This window comes from Paenarthrobacter sp. 22069, from assembly GCF_052046035.1.
Taxonomy (GTDB): domain Bacteria; phylum Actinomycetota; class Actinomycetes; order Actinomycetales; family Micrococcaceae; genus Arthrobacter.
Map to the genome: position 1 here is coordinate 1 of NZ_JBQEQF010000056.1, position 4,851 is coordinate 4,851.

Genomic DNA, 4,851 nt, shown 5'->3' on the forward strand with positions numbered 1-4,851 from the left:
GAAATCAGCGACGAAGGAGCGCCGCAGGGAAATTCCCGCGCCGCAGGCCCCGACGAAGGAGGGGCTAGACCGGCCGGAGCGGACACGTACAATCCGTCAGGACAGCAGCCAAAACGTCGTAGACAAAGTCAGGGCCAGGGGTTCCGGAGCTCTGCGACGGCGCGCCCTGGACCCAACAGCCGGCCGCGCCAGCGGACGCCCGATCCTGGGTGAGCCCTGCGAACCCTCATTTCGGCTCCAGTGGCTGCACGGCCGCTCGCCCGCCTCTGGCAAGCCCAACGCTTTCGTGGTGTCATTACTCCACGTCATCGCTGTAGCGGTTAGGAGTAAGCCATGGACCACGCGCAGAGTGATAGTGATACTTTCCTTGCCTTCGGCGATTCCGTAGTCCGAGGCTCGGTGGCTGTGGTCGCCGACTATGCGGCCGCACTCACGTGGGTTTTCTCGCTCTTTGCATACGTTAGCGCCGGCGCCTTTAGGAGTCCCGTAGCTCTCGTCCTTCTAGTCCCTGCCGTCCTAGTCTCCCTGGCGGCGTTGGCGGTTCGCCGCCGAACTAAGTTGCCGCCCAATCACCGGTCCGGCCCCGCTCATGCCCTCTGATGCACGTGGTTCTCACATACCGGACCTAGGTGTGTACCGAGCATGAATGGACGGGTCGTGCGCCGCGGCCGCACTCTCGGACTCCGGCCGTTTCTGGTTGTTGTGTTCGTGGTGGCTGCAAGTGGCTCGCTTGCGCTGGTCGCCGTGGACCTTGTGATCGGTCGGCCCGCGGGCGGCGATGTTTTCATCGCCGTCTTGAACAGCCTTGTTGCGGCCGTCTCGTGGCGGCGATTGGCACCGGATGTTACCGGTTCAACGGCGGACTAAAGGGACCACAGAAGGCAGAGAACGAACGAATCAGCCTGTGACGCACAAAGCGATCAGAGAGCCCACAAAAAGCAGGGATCCAAACGCCAGCGGGATCCACGCGAGTCTGCCGCGTTCGTCTTTCCCCTGAGTCCAGGCAGCACCTACGAGTGCGATACCGACTCCGAGCAGGGTCCCTCCCGCCAAGCTGAGGCCCTGGAGAAACAACACCCCAGCCATCAGGGAGACCCCGAGAGAGATTACCGAGAGCGCTCTCATCACCCGCGCGGCCTTGTGCGTCACAGTGTTTTCCTCTGCTGGCCTGAACATGGCAACGTCCTCGTCCCTTTTCCTGTCCCGTGCATTGGCACGGATGACCACCGCTGCGGCTGATATGCCGATAGTTGCGGCGCCGGTTGCCAGCAGCTTGCCGGCCGTGTTTGTAAGAGTCTTCATGTCAGTCCCATTGTCCTTGAATCAACGTGATGTGCAGTGCGGCCGGGGAAGGGTTAGTGACTCGCCTCAGCCTAGCGATAGCCTCTGACAACCACGTGGTGACCGGCCAGCTTCCCCTCTCCCCCCGTTGTTGTTTTGGCTGCTGGCGAAGCTTGCGGAGCTGTGGCCGACGGAGGCCTGTCTACCCGTGAGGGCAAGGGGCGGGAAATTCCCGGAGGAAATCAGCGACGAAGGAGCGCCGCAGGGAAATTCCCGCGCCGCAGGCCCCGACGAAGGAGGGGCTAGACCGGCCGGAGCGGACACGTACAATCCGTCAGGACAGCAGCCAAAAAAGGAAAAGTGCTTTTGCAGTCCGCGCGGAGCGAGGTCCTTTTCAGGGGTTTAGAGGGCGGAGGCCGGCCCCTTGGGGCCGGCCTCCGTTTTTCCCTCAGCAAAAGGAAACCCAGTGGTGCAGCGTCTTCGCTGCGTGAAGTTATAGGTCCAGGGGTGATTTCTCCCAGGAGATATCGACGATGGGGGCGCCGGGCTGCGGCATGGTCAACATCGAGAGCTCGAGGATGTCCTGTGCATGGGTGGCGTCGGCGGGTGCGGCGTCGTCGTCCGTGAGGATGTACTCGTGGCTCATGTGCTGCCCCCAGGCTTTTAGTGGTTTGTGTTCCTTGTCCACTGTAGCCCGGCCTCTGGCCCGTTGCCTGCTGGGGTGCTGCGCCCGCGGCAGCGTGATCGGCGGCCGGAGGAGCTTGCGGGGGAGGCCGCCACCGCACCCAAGGGGCCGGACCGTTCTTCCCGGCCCGGCCCCCAGTTGGTTCTAGCGGTGCCGCTTGTAGGCGGTGTCCTGGTTCTTCGCGACCGGGGCGATGGTGCCCCGGCTCACCAGCTCCTCCATCAGTTCCGCGAGCCGGTAGCCTGGTGTGTCGGCCAGAGCGAGCTTGAAGTGGTCCGCAGCTACGGATGATTGGCCTTTGAGGTAGGCCAGCCATCCGATCAGGGTCAGCAGGGGCGCCCGGTAGCCTTCCGGGGCGGCGTCGATGAGGTCCCGGGCGGTTTCCTGTGCCCGATCCACGCGGTCCCAGTCCGGGGCGATGCCCTCCCCTACGAGCAGGTTCCCGCTGTCCTCGGCGTCCGGCAGCTCGGGGTCGATCACGTTGCAGAGCAGCGTGTCGCGCAGGTCAGGGCGCTGGAAGCATGCCAGCAGCTCCACCGCTGTCTGCGGCTCCATCCAGCCGCCCCGGGTCAGGGCCTCTGCCCACAGTTCCCGGCCCGGGCGCAGCTCCGCTCCCAGGACTCCCGGGAGTGCCTGACGGATCTGTTCCTCCCTGTCTGCCGGGCCGGAGAAGGGCGCGTAGGTCGTGCCGGGCTTCTTTTGGTAGCTGCTGCCCCGGAACACCAGTTCAGCGTTCAGTTGACCGTCGGTGATGGCTTCCAGCGGTTCGGGCGGGCAGCAACCGGCGTCGCTGTCGCACAGCAGGTTTTGCCAGTGCGACGGGGTGACCAGCCACGCGTCCTGCAGCGGAGTACCGGCACCCTCCAGCGTCTCGATGACGGCCTCGACGTGGTCATGGAACGGACGCACCTGCCCCGGGGCCGGAGTGGTGGCCGTGTAGATGGCCAGCAGCACGCCGGTGGCCTGGGTGTCCAGGGCGAGGTAGTCGGCCATGGAGCGGGCGAACGCAGCAGGATCCGCGGACGCGGGGGCGTCGACGCGAAGGGTCGCGCCCAGCGTCTTGCCGCGCATCGTCAGGAACACAAAGGATTCACGCGGTACGAAGCCGAGGGAGTGCGGGATGAACCCGAGGATGTCGGCGGGGCTGGAGATGCGGATTGCATCGGTCATGTTGATAGTCCTTTGCTGAGGATTCGGTGGGTGGGGCGGCTCGTGGTGACCGGCCAGCGTCCCCTCTCCCCCCGTTGTTGTTTTGGCTGCTGGCGAAGCTTGCGGAGCTGTGGCCGACGGAGGCCTGTCTACCCGTAGGGCAAGGGGCGGAAATCTTCGTAAGGAAATCAGCGACGAAGGAGCGCCGTCGAAGAATTCCTCACCGCAGGCCCCGACGAAGGAGGGGCTAGAGGGGCCGGAGCGGACACGTACAATCCGTCAGGACAGCAGCCAAAACGGTAATACTGGAACAGTCCTTGAGCCGGCGTGACCCAGCCAAAAACTGACGTACCAGGCGGCACTGTCTTCCCGACGATCTGTCCGCCGGCTCAAGGTCCGTTAAAAGGGGTGTCGAGCCAGGCGGACATGACCTCATAGCGCCTCTGTGTGTCAAGCAGCAGTGTTTAGGGCCTGCTGGTGGTCGTGCAGAATTCGCCGGTAGAGGACGTTGGAGAGGCGTCGTTTGAGTGCTCTGCGGGCTTCGCGGGGTGTTTTTCCTTCGCCGGTTTTCTTCAGGTAGTAATCCCGCCCTGGTCCCGGGTCGCGGCTTTGACAGATTGCCATGGTGTGCAGCACTGAGTTGAGCTGCCGGTTGCCGCCGGTGTTCAGTCTGTGGCGGTTCTGATTGCCGCTTGAGGCTTGCAGGGGCGCCGTTCCTGTGTAGCTGGCGAAGTGTGAGGCGCTCGGGAACCTGGTGATGTCGCCGACATGGCCGAGAAGCTTTGCCGCGAGCACGACGCCAACTCCCGGGATCTCCTGCAAGGTCGTGGCGGATGCTGCCAGGGCTTCACGGGTTTGTGCTTCGTTGCCTTTGATGGCTGTGTCGATGCGCCGCAGGTCAGCCAGCAGGTCCCGGGCGAGTTCGCGTCGGACGGCATCGGTGGCTGTTGCCGGCCGGACAATACGCAGCGCGGCGGCCGCCTTGTCAGCATTGAGGCCGGTCTCGACGCCGCCGGGTACCAGTTCACGCAGGAGCCGGTGCAGGCGGTTCAGTATCCGGGCGCGCTCGTGGCCAAGGTCTTCGCGGCGCTCGGCCAACAATCGCAGAATCGTGCTCTGGTTTTCGGCCGTAACCGTCCGCAGATTCTCCTGCCGAAGTGCAGTGACGGCAACGGCGAAGGCATCGGCCGGGTCACTCTTTCGGCCACCGCCGGTGGAAAGAACTCTGACCTTCATGGCCAACGTCGAGGGGACATCGACCACGGACTCCCCGCGGGCCACAAGGATCTGGGCAATTCCGCGTCCGAGCCCGTTGGCGCCCTCAATCGCGAATCTCCGTTCAGGCCATTGCTCGGCCCAACCCAACAGTTGCTTGGCAGTGCCGGCATTGACCACGAAGCGCCGCACCGCGAGTTGGCAACCTAAGGAATCGATGGCTGAGGCAGTAACGGAGGATTTATGTGGATCGATGCCGATAACAATCATGTCCAGGGTTTCCTTTCGCCGATTTCGGTGATGGATCACCCGTGGCGGGCACCCTGACTTGAAGTGTTTGCATGCCTCTGTCGAGCCACGCCCCGGGCGGGCGTCAGCGGCGCGGCACGCTATGAGTGAGCCAACCCGAACGATAGGGGCGGCAAGGAGCTTGCGGACCTGTGCCGGCTGACACCCTGGACGCTACAAGACTGCAGATCTTGCGGCGTCCCACCCCTAATGGAACAAGTCAGGAGCCTGAT

General features: G+C 64.1%; 5 protein-coding genes. 1 reads left to right on the forward strand and 4 read right to left on the reverse strand.

Features of this window, described 5'->3' with window-relative positions:
• The first annotated feature begins 642 nt into the window (after nt 1-642).
• Nucleotides 643-867: a hypothetical protein gene (locus ACTJK0_RS21355; RefSeq protein ID WP_440746541.1), complete on the forward strand. Its 225-nt coding sequence runs from the start codon at nt 643-645 to the stop codon at nt 865-867.
• A 30-nt stretch (nt 868-897) separates the two neighbouring features.
• Here the strand turns inward: ACTJK0_RS21355 and ACTJK0_RS21360 are convergent, their stop codons facing one another.
• The 4 genes from ACTJK0_RS21360 to ACTJK0_RS21375 form a co-directional block, all read right to left on the reverse strand.
• Entirely contained in the window at nt 898-1,302 is a 405-nt protein-coding gene (locus tag ACTJK0_RS21360; protein WP_440746542.1) for a hypothetical protein, read from the reverse strand.
• A gap of 472 nt (nt 1,303-1,774) precedes the next feature.
• Entirely contained in the window at nt 1,775-1,927 is a 153-nt protein-coding gene (locus ACTJK0_RS21365) for a hypothetical protein (protein WP_171059168.1), read from the reverse strand.
• A 183-nt stretch (nt 1,928-2,110) separates the two neighbouring features.
• Complete coding sequence (locus tag ACTJK0_RS21370; protein ID WP_440746543.1) at nt 2,111-3,136, reverse strand: DUF4192 domain-containing protein; 1,026 nt, start codon at nt 3,134-3,136, stop codon at nt 2,111-2,113.
• 429 nt (nt 3,137-3,565) lie between these two features.
• Entirely contained in the window at nt 3,566-4,600 is a 1,035-nt protein-coding gene (locus ACTJK0_RS21375; RefSeq protein WP_440744473.1) for an IS110 family transposase, read from the reverse strand.
• Between the last annotated feature and the right edge of the window lie 251 nt (nt 4,601-4,851).

What these genes read in the sequence shown, in the direction of transcription:
- ACTJK0_RS21365 (WP_171059168.1), bottom strand. Translation starts at nt 1,927, where the DNA reads ATGAGCCACGAGTACATCCTCACGGACGACGACGCCGCACCCGCCGAC.
- ACTJK0_RS21375 (WP_440744473.1), bottom strand. Translation starts at nt 4,600, where the DNA reads ATGATTGTTATCGGCATCGATCCACATAAATCCTCCGTTACTGCCTCA.
- ACTJK0_RS21355 (WP_440746541.1), top strand. Translation starts at nt 643, where the DNA reads ATGAATGGACGGGTCGTGCGCCGCGGCCGCACTCTCGGACTCCGGCCG.
- ACTJK0_RS21370 (WP_440746543.1), bottom strand. Translation starts at nt 3,136, where the DNA reads ATGACCGATGCAATCCGCATCTCCAGCCCCGCCGACATCCTCGGGTTC.
- ACTJK0_RS21360 (WP_440746542.1), bottom strand. Translation starts at nt 1,302, where the DNA reads ATGAAGACTCTTACAAACACGGCCGGCAAGCTGCTGGCAACCGGCGCC.